The organism is Sulfurivermis fontis (genome assembly GCF_004001245.1).
Lineage (GTDB): Bacteria > Pseudomonadota > Gammaproteobacteria > Thiohalomonadales > Thiohalomonadaceae > Sulfurivermis > Sulfurivermis fontis.
The window spans coordinates 675,278-688,819 of the sequence record NZ_AP018724.1; the positions used below are offsets into that span (position 1 = coordinate 675,278).

At 65.7% G+C, this 13,542-nt stretch carries 14 protein-coding genes and 1 tRNA gene; 12 read left to right on the forward strand and 3 right to left on the reverse strand.

The features are described 5' to 3' along the window. The first annotated feature begins 177 nt into the window (after window positions 1-177). From thiO to EP379_RS03635, 4 genes are all read left to right on the forward strand, one after another. Window positions 178-1,254, forward strand: a complete 1,077-nt coding sequence (gene thiO / locus EP379_RS03620) for a glycine oxidase ThiO (RefSeq protein WP_338055862.1) — start codon at window positions 178-180, stop codon at window positions 1,252-1,254. Window positions 1,255-1,343: 89 nt separating this feature from the next. Continuing rightward, window positions 1,344-1,775 carry a Fur family transcriptional regulator gene (locus EP379_RS03625; RefSeq protein WP_127475944.1) on the forward strand — a complete coding sequence of 144 codons (432 nt, stop codon included), beginning with the start codon at window positions 1,344-1,346 and terminating at the stop codon, window positions 1,773-1,775. 95 nt (window positions 1,776-1,870) lie between these two features. Next, window positions 1,871-1,946: transfer RNA gene (locus tag EP379_RS03630), tRNA-Thr, on the forward strand. A 154-nt stretch (window positions 1,947-2,100) separates the two neighbouring features. Next, on the forward strand, window positions 2,101-4,644 hold the full coding sequence (locus EP379_RS03635; RefSeq protein WP_127475946.1) for an EAL domain-containing protein: 2,544 nt from the start codon (window positions 2,101-2,103) through the stop codon (window positions 4,642-4,644). A 45-nt stretch (window positions 4,645-4,689) separates the two neighbouring features. Here EP379_RS03635 and nadC read toward each other — a convergent pair whose 3' ends face one another. The 3 genes from nadC to EP379_RS03650 all read right to left on the reverse strand — a co-directional run bounded on the left by nadC (window position 4,690) and on the right by EP379_RS03650 (window position 7,449). Then, a complete protein-coding gene (gene nadC / locus EP379_RS03640; RefSeq protein ID WP_172600364.1) occupies window positions 4,690-5,535 on the reverse strand; it encodes a carboxylating nicotinate-nucleotide diphosphorylase in 846 nt (281 codons plus the stop codon). Further along, complete coding sequence (locus tag EP379_RS03645; RefSeq protein ID WP_127475948.1) at window positions 5,535-5,879, reverse strand: FKBP-type peptidyl-prolyl cis-trans isomerase; 345 nt, start codon at window positions 5,877-5,879, stop codon at window positions 5,535-5,537. The genes nadC and EP379_RS03645 overlap by 1 nt, the downstream gene beginning before the upstream one ends. A 217-nt stretch (window positions 5,880-6,096) precedes the next feature. Beyond that, on the reverse strand, window positions 6,097-7,449 hold the full coding sequence (locus EP379_RS03650; protein WP_127475950.1) for an alanine/glycine:cation symporter family protein: 1,353 nt from the start codon (window positions 7,447-7,449) through the stop codon (window positions 6,097-6,099). Window positions 7,450-7,602: 153 nt separating this feature from the next. On the opposite strand from EP379_RS03650, the gene EP379_RS03655 reads away from it, so the two are divergent. The 8 genes from EP379_RS03655 (at window position 7,603) to EP379_RS03690 (ending at window position 13,499) form a co-directional block, all read left to right on the forward strand. Continuing rightward, window positions 7,603-9,321, forward strand: coding sequence for a potassium/proton antiporter (locus tag EP379_RS03655; protein WP_127475952.1), 1,719 nt, complete (start codon window positions 7,603-7,605; stop codon window positions 9,319-9,321). A gap of 13 nt (window positions 9,322-9,334) precedes the next feature. Then, a complete protein-coding gene (locus EP379_RS03660) occupies window positions 9,335-10,060 on the forward strand; it encodes a DUF1538 family protein (RefSeq protein WP_127475955.1) in 726 nt (241 codons plus the stop codon). After that, on the forward strand, window positions 10,057-10,782 hold the full coding sequence (locus EP379_RS03665; RefSeq protein ID WP_127475957.1) for a DUF1538 family protein: 726 nt from the start codon (window positions 10,057-10,059) through the stop codon (window positions 10,780-10,782). The genes EP379_RS03660 and EP379_RS03665 overlap by 4 nt, the downstream gene beginning before the upstream one ends. Before the next feature lie 29 nt (window positions 10,783-10,811). Continuing rightward, window positions 10,812-11,162, forward strand: a complete 351-nt coding sequence (locus tag EP379_RS03670; RefSeq protein WP_127475959.1) for a P-II family nitrogen regulator — start codon at window positions 10,812-10,814, stop codon at window positions 11,160-11,162. Further along, on the forward strand, window positions 11,159-11,560 hold the full coding sequence (locus EP379_RS03675; protein WP_127475961.1) for a CBS domain-containing protein: 402 nt from the start codon (window positions 11,159-11,161) through the stop codon (window positions 11,558-11,560). The genes EP379_RS03670 and EP379_RS03675 overlap by 4 nt, the downstream gene beginning before the upstream one ends. Then, complete coding sequence (locus tag EP379_RS03680) at window positions 11,548-11,889, forward strand: thioredoxin family protein (protein ID WP_127475963.1); 342 nt, start codon at window positions 11,548-11,550, stop codon at window positions 11,887-11,889. Before EP379_RS03675 ends, EP379_RS03680 begins: the two co-directional genes overlap by 13 nt. A 2-nt stretch (window positions 11,890-11,891) precedes the next feature. Next, window positions 11,892-12,461: a 1,6-anhydro-N-acetylmuramyl-L-alanine amidase AmpD gene (gene ampD / locus EP379_RS03685; RefSeq protein ID WP_127478822.1), complete on the forward strand. Its 570-nt coding sequence runs from the start codon at window positions 11,892-11,894 to the stop codon at window positions 12,459-12,461. 81 nt (window positions 12,462-12,542) lie between these two features. Beyond that, window positions 12,543-13,499, forward strand: coding sequence for a universal stress protein (locus tag EP379_RS03690; protein ID WP_127475965.1), 957 nt, complete (start codon window positions 12,543-12,545; stop codon window positions 13,497-13,499). Window positions 13,500-13,542: the final 43 nt, after the last annotated feature.

A 13,542-nucleotide genomic window follows, 5' to 3' on the forward strand; every position in this document is an offset into this window, starting at 1 on the left:
CTAGCACAGCCTCGCGGCAGGGGAACCGGCGGTCGACGGGCGGCGCGGATGGAGCGACGGATGGACGGCCATGCTGCGCTACCGGTCCGCACCGTAATGTTTTACCCTGCACCTGCGGTATTTTCGGTGGTGGTGACGGCGGAATATTGAAGGGGAGTAGCGGTTTTGTCTGATTGCGTGGTTGTCGGAGGCGGTGTTATCGGTCTTTTGTCGGCACGGGAGCTGGCAAGCGGCGGTTGCCGGGTTCGCCTGCTGGAGATGAATGGAGTCGGGCGCGCCTCGTCCTGGGCCGGTGGCGGCATCCTTTCGCCACTGTATCCCTGGCGCTACCCCGACCCGGTGACCGAGTTGGCACGCTGGAGTCAGGCGGCGTATCCGGAGCTGGCGGAGCGGCTGCGTGACGAGGGCGGGATAGACCCGGAATGGACGCGGAACGGGATGCTGATGCTGGATACCTCCGATCAGGTTCAGGCCCGCTCCTGGGCCGAACGCTTCGGGTACCGGTTGGAACTCCTGGACGGTGTCGGGTTGCGACAGTGTGAACCGGCATTGGCGGACGGGGATGCGGCGTTGTGGATGGCCGATGTGGCGCAGGTGCGCAATCCGCGGCTGGTACGGGCGGTGCGGCATGCCCTGGTGAAGCAAGGGGGCTTGATCGAAGAGGGGTGTGAAGTCACGGAACTGCTGGTGCGCGGCGGGCGCGTGGCGGGGGTGCGGACGATGCGGGGAGATTTTTCCGCCGATGTCGTGGTGATGGCAGCCGGTGCCTGGAGCGGGCGTTTGTTGGCGGAATTGGCCGTCCGCCCGGAGATACGCCCGGTGCGGGGGCAGATGCTGCTGTTCCGGGGCCCGCCCGGGCTGGTGTCGCGCATCATTCTGGGGCCGCGGCACTACGTCATCCCGCGACGGGATGGCCGGGTGCTGGTGGGCAGCACCATGGAGGAGGTGGGTTTCGACAGCACGACCACTGCGGCGGCGCGGGAGGAGTTGCTGGCGGCGGCGGTCGGGTTGGTGCCGGCGTTGGCAGCGTGCGAACTGGAGCGGCACTGGGCTGGCCTGCGCCCGGGCTCGCCGGACGGTGTACCTTACATAGGTGAGCACCCCGAAGTGGCCGGCTTGTATCTCAACAGTGGCCACTTCCGTAATGGTGTCGTCCTGGCACCGGCCTCGGCCCGCTTGCTGGCAGATTTGGTGTTGGGGCGGGCACCGCTACTGGACCCCGCAGCCTATGGGGTGCGGCGCTACCGACAATGAGATATGGCCTGCCCATAGAAGGGTTTTTAAGATGGCAGTGTTGATTTGCCATCTAGACCCATTCTTAACCTATCGCTATACTCGGGATCATGGAAAATGCCAACGACAAACAACGCCTTGATCGTCGTGAGGTTATCGACCTGTTGCATCGGCACGGCGTGACCCCGACCCAGCAGCGCGTGGAGATCGGCCAGATGCTGTTCGCCCGGCCGCAGCATTTGTCCGCGGATCAACTGCTGGCCCAGGTCAACAGTGAAGGTCATCATGTCTCCAAGGCGACGGTGTACAACACCCTCAACCTGTTCGCCCGCAAGGGGCTGGTACGAGAGGTCATCGTCGACCCGAGCCGGGTGTTCTACGACTCGACCACCTCGGAGCATCACCATTTCTTCAACATCGATACCGGCGAACTGACCGACGTTCCGTTGCCGATACTGGGTATTGAGCAACTGCCGCCGCTGCCGGAGGGCACCGTGGCTGCCGGGGTCGATGTGATCATCCGCGTCCGTTCCGCCGACTGACCCCCATCGCCTGACATCTCACAGCGCCGCCGGGTTTCTTTGCCAGCGCCGGTGTTTTCAGTATACTTGCGCCCTTCGCACGTCAGCCTGACGCAGCCGTTGTAGCTCAGTTGGTAGAGCAACTGATTCGTAATCAGTAGGTCGGGGGTTCGATTCCCTTCAACGGCACCATTTCCCACCCTCCCGCGCAGCCTTTACCGTGTTACCCTGCTGCCCTCCCGCCGCGGGCATGTGGGTGGGTCAGGTTCAGGGATGATCCTTGTCATTTCCGTGCATAGCCCTGCCGGACAGCGGGTTGGTGCCCGGTAATAAGGTGATGCTTGATATGGTTGATTCCGGCGCAGAGCCCAGTACCTTGCCGACGGGCGAGGCCATCATCGACTCCTTGTTGACCTCCGATGTGTCCCTCGGACAGATCGTCAAGTCTTTTGTCCTCGAGTGCAGCCCCGATACCCCTGTGTGTGAGGCCGCGCGCCGCATGAGCGAAATGCGGGTAAGTTCCATTCTGGTGGTGGAGGCGGATGTCGCTATCGGAATCTGGACCGAGCGCGATGCGCTGGCGGTGGATTTTACCAAGCCGGACTCCTTCCTGCGTCCAGTGCGTGAGGTGATGAGTTCGCCGGTGCGCACTGTGCCGGCGGACATGAAATTGCAGGCATTGGCGGGGAGATTCCGCGAGGAGCAAGTGCGCCACTATCTGGTGATTGATGCCGATGGCCGGCGCTGTGGCGTGGTGTCACAGACCGATGTAGTGCTCAATCAGGGTATCGAACATTACCTGCGGCTGCGCAGTGTCGATTCGGTGGTGCGCGGGCGTTTGCAGGTGTTGCCGGAAACCGCGACGCTGGCACAGATGGCGGCGCTGATGAGAACCTCTGTCGTTGACGCCGTGGTGGTGAGCTATGCCGATGGCGCTTGGGGCATACTCACCGAACGCGACGTGGTCCGTCTGGTGGCGCGGCAGTGCGGCAACGAGACGGTGGGCACCCTGGCCAGCCGGCCGCTGCTGACCGTGGATCAGAACACCAGCCTGTATCGGGTACGTACACTGCTGACAGAAAACAAGTTGCGCCATATCGGCGTGGTGCGTGACGACGGCACGCTGCTGGATATAGTCAGCTTCAGCGACATCCTGAGCGGGATGGAGTTGGTGTATGTGCAGGAGCTGCAGCTTGCCCTGCGCGAGCGCGACGAAGCGCTCAATATCTCGCAGCGCAATCTCCATCTGGCAGAAAAGGTGATCGAGAGCTCACTGGAGGGCATCATGATCACCGATGCCAACTCGACTATTGTTTCCGTCAACCCGGCCTTCACCCGTCTGACCGGCTACAGCGCCGAAGAGGTCGTGGGCAAGACGCCTGCACTGCTCAGCTCCGGACGTCACGACAAGGCGTTTTATGACGAGATGTGGCGGCAGTTGCATGAGAACGGCCACTGGCAGGGCGAGGTATGGAACCGGCGCAAGAGTGGCGAAATCTATCCTGAGTTGCTGACCATTGCGGCCATCTCCGATCGCGACGGCAAGTTGACCCATTATGCGGCGCTGTTCAGCGATATCACGGAGCTGAAGGAGAGCGAGGAGCGTATCCGCCATCTCGCCTATTACGATGCGCTGACCGGATTGCCCAATCGTCGTCTGCTGGAGGATCGCCTGCGTGTCGCCCTGGCGCATGCCCACCGCAATCACCGCCAGCTGGCGCTGCTGTTCATCGATCTGGATCGTTTCAAGCGCATCAACGACAGCCTTGGTCACGAGGTTGGCGACCAGTTGTTGATTACCATCGCGCAACGTCTGCGTGACAGTGTGCGGGAGGACGATACCGTCGCGCGCATGGGTGGTGATGAGTTCATCGCCGTGCTGAGCGACATCGAAACCCCGGAACACGCCATGCACATCGCGCGGCGTCTCATCGATATCCTCCGGCAGCCGGTGTATGTCGATGGCCACGAACTGGTGGTTACTACCAGCATTGGCATGAGCATCTATCCCGATGACAGCGAGGACGCGGCCCTTCTGCTGAAGAATGCGGACATCGCCATGTATCGTGCCAAGGACAGCGGCCGCAACAGCTTCCAGCTCTATGCGCCGGCCATGAATGCCCGCTCGCTGGAGCATCTGGCGCTGGAAAATGCGCTACACCGGGCCTTGGAGCGGGAAGAGTTTGAACTGTATTTCCAGCCGCTGCTGGATGCCGGTTCGGCACGGGTGATTGCCGCCGAGGCGCTGCTGCGCTGGCGTCATCCCGACCTCGGTCTGGTCCCGCCGGCGGACTTCATCCCCCTGGCGGAAGAAACCGGGCTGATCATCTCCATCGGTGAGTGGGTGTTGCGCAGCGCCTGCGAGCAGCTGGCCCAGTGGCAGCGCCAGGGACATGGCGCGCTGCGCATGTCGGTGAACATTTCCGCACGCCAGTTCCACCAGCATGATTTCGCTGCCATCGCCGGTCGCTGTGCACAGCAGGCCGGAGTGAATGCGCAGCAGGTTACCCTGGAGCTGACCGAGAGCATGCTGATGGATGATGCGCTGGAAACCATCCGCATGCTGGGACAACTGCACAGCCAGGGTTTCGGCATCGCCATGGATGACTTCGGCACCGGCTATTCCTCGCTCAGCTACCTCAAGCGTTTCCCCCTCGACGAACTGAAGATCGACCGGGTGTTCATCCGCGATATCGAACGCAGCCAGGAGGATGCCGCCATCGTCTCCGCCACCATTGGTCTGGCGCATAGTCTGGGACTGCGTGTGGTGGCGGAGGGGGTCGAGACGGCGGCACAGCTGAATTACCTGCAACGGCAGGGCTGCGATTTCGTGCAGGGGTTTCATTTCAGCGCGCCGGTGCCGGCGGCGGAGTTCGAAAAGCTGCTGTAGCAGGAGCGCACTCCGTGGCACCTGTTCGCTGAGAGGACGCGGGTCTTATATATTGATCCGCATCGACAGGTCCACCGCCTGCACATGCTTGGTGATGGCGCCGATGGAGATGTAGTCGACACCGGTATCGGCGACGGCGCGGATGTTGTCGAGGGTGATGCCGCCGGAGGCCTCCAGCTTGGCCTGGCCGGCGGTGATCGCCACGGCCTGACGCAGCAGGTCCGGTTCCATGTTGTCGAGCAGCACGATATCGGCACCGGCAGCCAGGGCCTCGCGCAACTGCTGCAAGTCCTCCACCTCCACTTCCACCGCAATGCCAGGCGGCGCGTGATGGCGCGCCTGGTCCACGGCGCGGCCGATGGAGCCGGCGGCGGCGATGTGGTTTTCCTTGATCAGCACGCCGTCATACAGCCCCATGCGGTGGTTGCGGCCGCCGGCGCAGCGCACGGCGTATTTCTGCGCCTGGCGCAGGCCGGGGATCGTCTTGCGCGTGTCGAGCAGCTGCACGCCGCTGTCGCCCAGGGCGTCCACATAACGCCGGGTCGCAGTGGCGGTGCCGGACAGGGTCTGCAGGAAGTTGAGGGCGCTGCGCTCGCCGGTGAGCAGCACGCGTGCCGGGCCGTAGACCACGCACAGGATCTGGTTGGGTTCGACATTGTCGCCGTCCTGCGCGCGCCAGTCGATGCGCACGGACTCATCCAGCAGCCAAAAGGCCTGTTCGAACCATGCCTGGCCACACAGCACGGCGTGCTCGCGGCTGATCACCGTGGCCTCGGCCTGGCGCTCGGCGTCGATGAGGGCGGCGGTGATGTCGCCGCCGCCCACGTCTTCCTGCAGGGCGCGGCGCACATCCTCGCGCACGAGGGGGAGGGAGATGCCGTCCGGCTGCATCAGTTCAGCGCCAGCAGCTCCACGTCGAAGATCAGCGTGGCGTTGGGCGGGATCACGCCGCCGGCGCCGCGCGCGCCGTAGCCGAGGTTGGCGGGGATGGTGAGCTTGCGCGTACCGCCGATCTTCATGCCGGCCACGCCCTCGTCCCAGCCGCGGATCACCTGGCCGGCGCCCAGCTTGAAGCGGAACGGGTCGTTGCGGTCCTTGCTGGAATCGAACTTCTGGCCGTTCTCCAGCCAGCCGGTGTAGTGCACGGTGACCATCTGGCCGGCCTGGGCCGTCTCGCCGGTGCCTTCCACCAGGTCTTCGTACTTCAGTCCGGAATCGGTGATCTTTGCGGTCATGGGATGCATCTCTATCAGTTGGGAATGGGATGGTGTGATTGTACCCGGAACGGATGGGTAGGGTGGATATGGCTCTCGGCATCCTGCCTCCCGCCGAATATCGTCCTTCCATGGACATAAGCACAGCGCATCCACCACATATCATCTTGTCGCAGGATCCGAGTCTTCTCGGCGAATGGTGCCAGGATGGACACCGCTTCGCCCACGGAGTGGGCTCCTACGATTTGAAGTAGCCGTCCTTCAGCTTCTTCGCCAGGCCGGCCAGCAGCACCAGGGCCAGCAGGTTGGGCAGGGCCATCAGCAGGTTGGTGATGTCGGCGATGTTCCACACCAGCTCCAGCGGCACCGCCGCGCCGACCACCACCAGCAGGGTGAACACCACGCGGTAGGGCATCACGGCCTTTTCGCCGAACAGGAAGTAGGCGGAACGGTCGCCGTAGTAGGACCAGGCGATGATGGTGGAGAAGGCGAACAGGGCGAGGCCGAGGCCGACGACGATGGCGCCGCCGCTGCCGAGGGACTCGCTGAAGGCGAAGGCGGTGAAGGCGGCGCCCTTCATCTCCTCCGGCCGCACCTCCCAGGCGCCGCTGACCACGATCACCAGGCCGGTCATGGTGCAGATCACCAGGGTGTCGATGAACGGCTCCAGCATCGCCACCAGGCCCTCGCGCACCGGTTCGTTGGTCCTGGCCGCGGCATGGGCCATGGGCGAGGAGCCCAGGCCGGCCTCGTTGGAGAACAGGCCGCGCGCCACGCCCCAGCGGATCGCCTCGCCCACGGCGGCACCGCCCACCGCCCACGGGTTGAGGGCATAGTTGAAGATGGTGACGAAGGCGCCGGGAATGGCCTCGATGTGGTTGAACAGCACGATCAGCGCGGCGGCGATGTAGAGAATGGCCATGAACGGCACCAGGGTGCCGGCGACGCGGGCGATGCGCTTGACGCCGCCGAGGATCACCAGCCCCACCAGGATCGCCATGATCACGCCCACCAGCCAGGCATCCTGTTTCAGTTCCGGCCAGATGAAGGCGATGCCGTCGACGACGGAATTGGCCTGCACCATGTTGCCGATGCCGAAGGAGGCGATGAGGGCGAAGGCGGCGAACAGCACCGCCATGCGCTTCATCTTCAGGCCGTGCAGCAGGGTGTACATGGGGCCGCCGGCCACGCTGCCGTCGGGGGCCACCTCGCGGAACTTGAGCGCCAGGGTGCATTCGGTGAACTTGGTGGCCATGCCGAAGAAGGCGGTCATCCACATCCAGAACAGGGCGCCGGGACCGCCCAGGGTGATGGCGGTGGCGACGCCGGCGATGTTGCCGGTGCCGACGGTGGCGGAGAGGGCGGTGGCCAGGGCCTGGAAGTGCGAGACCTCGCCCTGGTGGCTGGGGTCGCTGTAGCGGCCGCCGACGAGTTGGGTGGCATGGCGGAAGCCGCGCAGTTGAATGAAGCCCAGGCGCAGGGTGAGGTAGAGGCCGATACCGAGCAGGAGGAGGAGGGTGAGGGGATTGCCCCACAGCACGCCGGCGATCTGGCCGGTGAGGGCGGTCAGCGCGTCGATGAGTGTCTGCATGGTTGTTCTTATTCTCCCTTGAGTGTGCAGCGATGGTAGCCAATGGCCTCCCCGGCGTGCAATGCGCACACCATGACGGCGGCGCTTCCGTTATATTCTAGGGGCACTGTCCGCTCGTCCTGGGCGGAACCCCTGCCGGCCCGATACATCGCCTTGGAACTGACCAACTACATCATCCTCGCCATCGGCGCCCTGCTGCTGGTGAGCGTCTACGCCAGCCTGCTGTCGGCGCGGGTGGGCATGCCCCTGCTGCTGGTGTTCCTCGGCCTCGGCATGCTGATGGGCGAGCAGGGGCCGGGCGGCATCAAGTACGACGATGTGCAGAGCGCCCACCTCATCGGCAGCCTGGCGCTGGCGGTGATCCTGTTCGACGGCGGCATGCGCACCGAGGTCACCACCTTCCGCGTCGGCCTGCGCCCGGCCATGCTGCTGTCCACCCTCGGCGTGCTGGTGTCGTCGCTGGTCACCGGCTGGGCCGCCATGTGGGTGTTCGACCTGCACTGGATGGAGGGCATGCTGATCGGCGCCATCGTCGGCTCCACCGATGCGGCGGCGGTGTTCTCGCTGCTGCGCAACCAGGGCATCGAACTGAAGCAGCGCGTCGGCGCCACCCTGGAGATCGAGTCGGGCAGCAACGACCCGATGGCGATCTTTCTCACCATCGTGCTGGTGGAGGCGCTGGCGACGGGACGGAGCGTGCTGGAGTGGCACTGGCTGCTGGAGTTCGTCCAGCAGATGGGCCTGGGCGGCCTGGCCGGCGTCGGTGGCGGCTGGCTGCTGGTGAGAATGGTCAACCGCATCCGCCTGACGCCGGGCCTGTATCCGCTGCTGGTGCTGGCCGCGGCGCTGGCGCTGTTCGGTGCCGTGTCCAGCATCGGCGGCAGTGGTTTCCTCGCGGTCTATCTGGCCGGCCTGGTGGTGGGCAACAAGCCGCTGCAGGCGGGGCACAACATCCTGCGCTTCCACGACGGCATGGCCTGGCTGGCGCAGATCGGCCTGTTCCTGGTGCTGGGGCTGCTGGTGCAGCCGTCGGCACTGCTGGACCATGCCGGCCAGGCGCTGTTCGTCGCCGCGATCCTGATGTTCGTGGCGCGGCCGCTGGCGGTGGCGCTGTGCCTGAAGCCCTTCCATCTGCCCTGGCGTGAACAGGTGTTCATCGCCTGGGTGGGGCTGCGCGGCGCAGTGCCCATCGTGCTGGCGCTGTTCCCGCTGCTGGCCGGGCTGGAGCACGCGCGCGAGTTTTTCAACACCGCCTTCTTCGTGGTGTTGGTGTCACTCACCGTGCAAGGCTGGTCGGTGGCGCCGCTGGCGCGCAAGCTGGGGCTGAACGTGCCGCAGGAGTCCGTCGGCCTGCATCGTGTCGGCCTGGACATTCCGGGACAGCCGGATTTCGAGCTGGCGGTGTATGAGGTCGCGGCGCGCACGCCCATTGCCGGAAAGCCGCTGACTGCCCTCACGCTGCCGCCGGGCTGCCGGCTCGCCGGTCTGGTGCATGATGGCGAGCCGCAGGACCTGCGCCAGGTGGAGAACTTTCGCGTCGGCGATTTTGTCTACGTGCTGGCCTTCCGTCAGGCGCTGCCGCAGCTGGAGCGGATGTTCATCCCCACCAGCGCGCAGGCCGAAACGGCCAAACGCCAGTTCTTCGGCGAGTTCGTGCTCAAGGGCGATGCGCGGCTGGAGGACATGGCCCTGGTCTACGGCATCAGCGTGCCGCCCGAGTACAGCGGCAAGTCCCTGGCGCAACTGTTCGGCGAACATTTCCACGGCCGTCAGGTGCCGGGCGATCGCCTGCCGCTCGGCAGCATCGAGCTGGTGATCAAGGAGATGCAGGGCGAGCAGGTGGTGAGCGTGGGCGTCAAGCTGCCGCACTGAACGGGATCAGGACATGCTGCGACTGTTGCAGGACTTGTTGAGCGCCATGCGCGAGAGTGCGCTGACATTGGCCCCGTTGGCGGTGGTCTTGCTCGGCTTTGCCCTGATTCTGGGGGCGGCTTTGCCGCCATTGGGTGAACTGCTGACCGGCGGCTTGGTGCTGGTGGTCGGTCTCGCCCTGGTGGTGAAGGGGCTGGAATTCACGCTGTTTCCCCTGGCCGAGGGCATTGCCCATGACTTCGTCAGCAAGGGCAGTCTGCGCTGGTTGCTGCTGTTTGCCTTCACATTGGGCTTCAGTGCCACCGTGGCGGAGCCGGCGCTGGCGGCGGTGGCCGTACAGACGGCACAGGCCGCCGTAGCGGGGGGGCACATCGCCGCCGCGGATGCCGCGGCCTTTGCATGGGGTCTGCGGCTCGCCACGGCGCTGGGCATTGCGCTGTCCGTCGTCCTGGGCATCGTCCGCATCCTGCGTGGCTGGCCGCTGCCGCTGCTGCTGCTGGCCTTGCTGCTCCCGTTGTTGCTGCTGATCCTGGTGGCGCCGCCGCTGATGACCACCCTCGCCTTCGATATGGGTATCTCCGCCATGTCCACGCTGGCGGTGCCAGTGGTGGTGGCGTTGGGGATTGGCTTGGCCGCTAGTCTGGCCCAGCGTTCATCCCTGATTGATGGCTTCGGTATGGTGGCGCCGGCGCTGTTGCTGCCGCCCCTGTGCGTACTGTTGTGGGGCTGGTTGCGATGATGGTGCAGGCCGGAGAGGCGCTGCTGGCCGTCATCAGCGATCTGCTGCCGATCGTCCTGGTGCTGGCGGCATTTCAGGGCCTGGTGCTGCGGCGGCCGCTGCGCCGTCCCGTACAGGTCGCCATTGGCCTGAGCCTGCTGGTCATCGGTCTGGTGCTGGTCCTCTACGGACTGGAGTACACCGTGTTTCCGCTCGGGCGCGAGGTGGCCGGTGCCCTGGCCGCCGCCGCGGTGGAGGCGACGGCGGTGAGCCTGTTGCAGCTCTATCTGTTCCTGGGTGCGCTGGGTTTTGCGGCGGCACTGGCCGAGCCGGTGTTGACCACGGTGGCGCACCGCGCCTCGCAGTTGTCGGGCGGCGCCATCCAGCCCTGGGGGCTGCGCCTGGCGGTGGCGACGGGGATCGGCCTCGGGGCCTGTCTCGGCCTGCTGCGCATGATGCTGGGCGTGCCGCTGTTTCCGCTGCTCGCCGTGCTGTTCGTCGTGCTGTATCTGCAGGCACGGGTGACGCCGCGCCTGGTGGTGAATCTGGCGCTGGATACCGGGGTGGTGACCATCTCCACGGTAACGGCGCCCCTGCTGGTGGCGGTGGGTATCGGTGTGGCGCTGCAACTGGACGGGGGCAGCGCCGTGGATGGCTTCGGCCTGCTGGCCGTCACTGCGGTGGGACCGGCGCTGACGGTCATGGGCTACGCCCAGTTGGCGGTGTGGCGTGGCAAGGCGTGATGGATGTTTTCTGACGAGGAGGTGGGATCATGCATTTCAAGCTGTTGATAGCCCTGGTGGAGGATGACAAGACCGACGCGGTGCTGAAGGCGGCGCGCGAGGCCGGCGCCACCGGCGCCACCGTGGTCAGCCAGGCGCGCGGCGAAGGGCTGCGCCAGGCCAAGACCTTTTTCGGTCTGTCCGTGGAGACACAGCGCGACATGGTATTGTTCCTGGTGGAGGAGCATCTGGCGCGCAAGATACTGGAAAAGATTGCCGAGGTCGGTCAGTTCGACGATACGCCGGGTACCGGCATTGCCTTCCAGATCGATGTCGAAGATGCGGTGGGGGTGGCGCAGCAGGTGCGGACGCTGACCGCGGTAGTGGAGGGGGAGCTATGAGCGAACGCAATGTGGTGCGGGTGCGCGAGGTGATGAGTACCCGCTTCGATACCGTCGACGGCATGGTCACGGTGAGCGAGGCCCTGGCGCTGATGTGCAAGATCGAGGCGGAGTGCCTGATCGTCGACAAACGTCATGACGATGACGAGTACGGCATGCTGCTGGTGTCCGACATCGCGCGCCACGTGCTGGGCAAGGACCGGGCGCCGGAACGGGTGAATGTGTATGAGGTGACGGCCAAGCCGGTGATCGCCGTCGACCCGCAGATGGACATCCGTTACTGCGCGCGGCTGTTCACCCGCTTCGACCTGAGCCGCGCGCCGGTGATCGAGAACGGCAAGGTGGTGGGCATCGTCAGTTTCAGCAACCTGGTGTTCGGCGGGCTATGCCGGTTCTGACGCCACTGGCCGGTGATTTTCATCACCGCCTGGCGGAGACGCCGGGCGTCAGCCTGGTGCTGTTCACCGGGCCGGCCTGTGGTGCCTGCAAGCGGCTGAAGCAGGTATTGCGCGAGCAGCGCGCGCTATTCGCCGACGTTCACCTGTTCGAGGTGGATGCCGGGCGCGACATGGCGCTGACGCGCGAGTTCGGCGTGTTCCACCTGCCGGCGCTGTTTCTGTTCCGCGACGGCGAGTATCACTGCGCGCTGCACAGCGAGGCGCAGCCAGAGCATCTGCGCGCGGCCATCGATGCGGCGCTGGCGCGCCCCGCCGAGGAGGCGCCGTGACGCTGGTCATCGACAAGGTAACCGGCCTGATCACCACGGCGCGCCAGGTACCGTCACCCAATTGCGATGAACGTCCGGCCGACATGGCGCCGGAACTGATCGTCATCCACGGCATCTCCCTGCCGCCGGGCGAATTCGGCGGGCCGTGGATCGACGCCCTGTTCACCAACACCCTCGACCCGGCGGCGCATCCCTATTTCCAGGAGATCCATCGGTTGCGCGTGTCGTCGCACCTGCTGATCCGCCGCGACGGCGAGCTGGTGCAGTATGTGCCGCTGCATCGCCGTGCCTGGCATGCCGGAGCGTCATCCCATTGCGGCCGCGAACGCTGCAACGACTTTTCCATCGGCATCGAGCTGGAGGGTGCGGATGAGCTGCCCTACGCGCCGGTGCAGTATCAGGTGCTGGGCGCGGTGGTTGCCGCCCTGCGCGCGGCCTATCCTGCACTGGCGGCCGGGCAGATCGCCGGCCACAGCGACATCGCGCCGGGACGCAAGACCGACCCCGGCCCCTGTTTCGACTGGCCCCAGCTGTATGCCCTGCTGGCTACAGAGGAAAAGATTCTGTCGTAGGCGCGGACCGTGTCCGCGATAGGCCGTGGTGTGCTGCCGGTCGCGAATACGGTCGCTCCTACCCTGAACGGAGAGAAAACCATGCATCGGTTCAACAACATTCTGTGCGTGATTGAGGCCGAGGCGGAACAGCGCTGGGTGCTGGAGCGCGCGGTGACGCTGGCGCAGAACCAGCAGGCGCGGCTGACGGTGCTCACGGTGCTGGATCCGGTGCCGCCGGTGGCGGGCATCGTGCCGCAGAGCGTGGAGCAGGCGCTGCAGCAGCGTTTCATCGACCATGTCGCGACCCTGCTGCGCGATATCCCCGGCGCCATGGCACCGCAGGTGAAGGTGGTGTTCGGCCGCGGCTACCTGGCGGAGATCCGCGAGGTGCTGCGTCATGGCTACGACCTGGTGCTCAAGCCGGCCCGCGCCGACGCCGACCTGCGCAGCGTGCTGTTCGGCAGCGACGACATGCACCTGCTGCGCAAGTGCCCGGTGCCGGTGTGGTTGCTGAAGGAGGGCGGCGCCGTGCCCTACCGGCGCATCCTGGCGGCGGTGGATTTCGACCCGGCGGCGGCGGTCGAGGCGGCGGAGTTCAACCGCCGCATCATCGAGCTGGCCGCGGCCCTGGCCCTGGCGGAGTCCGCGACACTGCACGTGGTGCATGTGTGGGAGGCGGCGGCGGAGAACACCCTGCGCCTGTGGGCGCCCGGGGCCGGCGAGGCGCAGGTGGCCGCCTACGTGGCCGAGGAACGGCAGCGCCACGAGCGCTGGCTGCAGGAACTGATGGCGGCATCGGCCGCGGTGTGGCTGGGGCAGGAGACCCTGGATTACCTCAAGCCGCAACTGCATCTGCCGCGCGGCAATGCGGGCAAGGAGGTGCCGGCGCTGGCGCACGCGCTGGGGGCCGATCTGATCGTCATGGGCACGCTGGGACGCAGCGGCATCCCCGGCCTGCTCATCGGCAATACGGCGGAGACGATACTGCACAAGGTCGACTGTGCCGTGCTGGCGCTCAAGCCGGCGGCATTCGTTTCGCCGGTGACCCTGCCATGATGCGGAATGATGGCTTGCAACTCGCGGCCTGAAACTCGAAACT

Coding starts and splice junctions, on each gene's coding strand:
- EP379_RS03660 (WP_127475955.1), top strand. CDS start 9,335: ATGCTGCGACTGTTGCAGGACTTGTTGAGCGCCATGCGCGAGAGTGCG.
- EP379_RS03675 (WP_127475961.1), top strand. CDS start 11,159: ATGAGCGAACGCAATGTGGTGCGGGTGCGCGAGGTGATGAGTACCCGC.
- EP379_RS03670 (WP_127475959.1), top strand. CDS start 10,812: ATGCATTTCAAGCTGTTGATAGCCCTGGTGGAGGATGACAAGACCGAC.
- EP379_RS03680 (WP_127475963.1), top strand. CDS start 11,548: ATGCCGGTTCTGACGCCACTGGCCGGTGATTTTCATCACCGCCTGGCG.
- nadC (WP_172600364.1), bottom strand. CDS start 5,535: ATGCAGCCGGACGGCATCTCCCTCCCCCTCGTGCGCGAGGATGTGCGC.
- EP379_RS03645 (WP_127475948.1), bottom strand. CDS start 5,879: ATGACCGCAAAGATCACCGATTCCGGACTGAAGTACGAAGACCTGGTG.
- EP379_RS03690 (WP_127475965.1), top strand. CDS start 12,543: ATGCATCGGTTCAACAACATTCTGTGCGTGATTGAGGCCGAGGCGGAA.
- EP379_RS03635 (WP_127475946.1), top strand. CDS start 2,101: ATGGTTGATTCCGGCGCAGAGCCCAGTACCTTGCCGACGGGCGAGGCC.
- EP379_RS03650 (WP_127475950.1), bottom strand. CDS start 7,449: ATGCAGACACTCATCGACGCGCTGACCGCCCTCACCGGCCAGATCGCC.
- EP379_RS03625 (WP_127475944.1), top strand. CDS start 1,344: ATGGAAAATGCCAACGACAAACAACGCCTTGATCGTCGTGAGGTTATC.
- EP379_RS03665 (WP_127475957.1), top strand. CDS start 10,057: ATGATGGTGCAGGCCGGAGAGGCGCTGCTGGCCGTCATCAGCGATCTG.